Origin of the sequence: Thermorhabdus hydrogeniformans, assembly GCF_049310025.1 — a bacterium.
Taxonomy (GTDB): domain Bacteria; phylum Bacillota; class Thermosediminibacteria; order Thermosediminibacterales; family Tepidanaerobacteraceae; genus JBJYKD01.
The window spans coordinates 1-240 of record NZ_JBJYKD010000275.1; the positions used below are offsets into that span (position 1 = coordinate 1).

General features: G+C 53.3%; 1 protein-coding gene. It reads right to left on the reverse strand.

Annotated elements, in window-relative coordinates:
• A partial coding sequence (locus ACKX14_RS16415) for an RpiB/LacA/LacB family sugar-phosphate isomerase (RefSeq protein WP_422449506.1) occupies positions 1-240 on the reverse strand: 240 nt, incomplete at both ends.

Below are 240 nucleotides of genomic sequence, written 5' to 3' on the forward strand. Positions count from 1 at the left end.
TTTCTTCGGCCTCGGGTGCTGATACAAATCTGGCCGGGATACAAATGATGTTGGCATTATTGTGTTGCCTTGCCAGTGCGGCAATTTCTGTTTGCCAGGTGATGGCTGCGCGGATGCCCTGGTGTTTGTTGGCAGTGATGGCTACACCATTGGCGCTACCGCAAATAAGAATACCAACACCCGCCTGACCTGATTCCACAGCCTCGGCAACGGGATGCGCAAAATCCGGATAGTCAACCG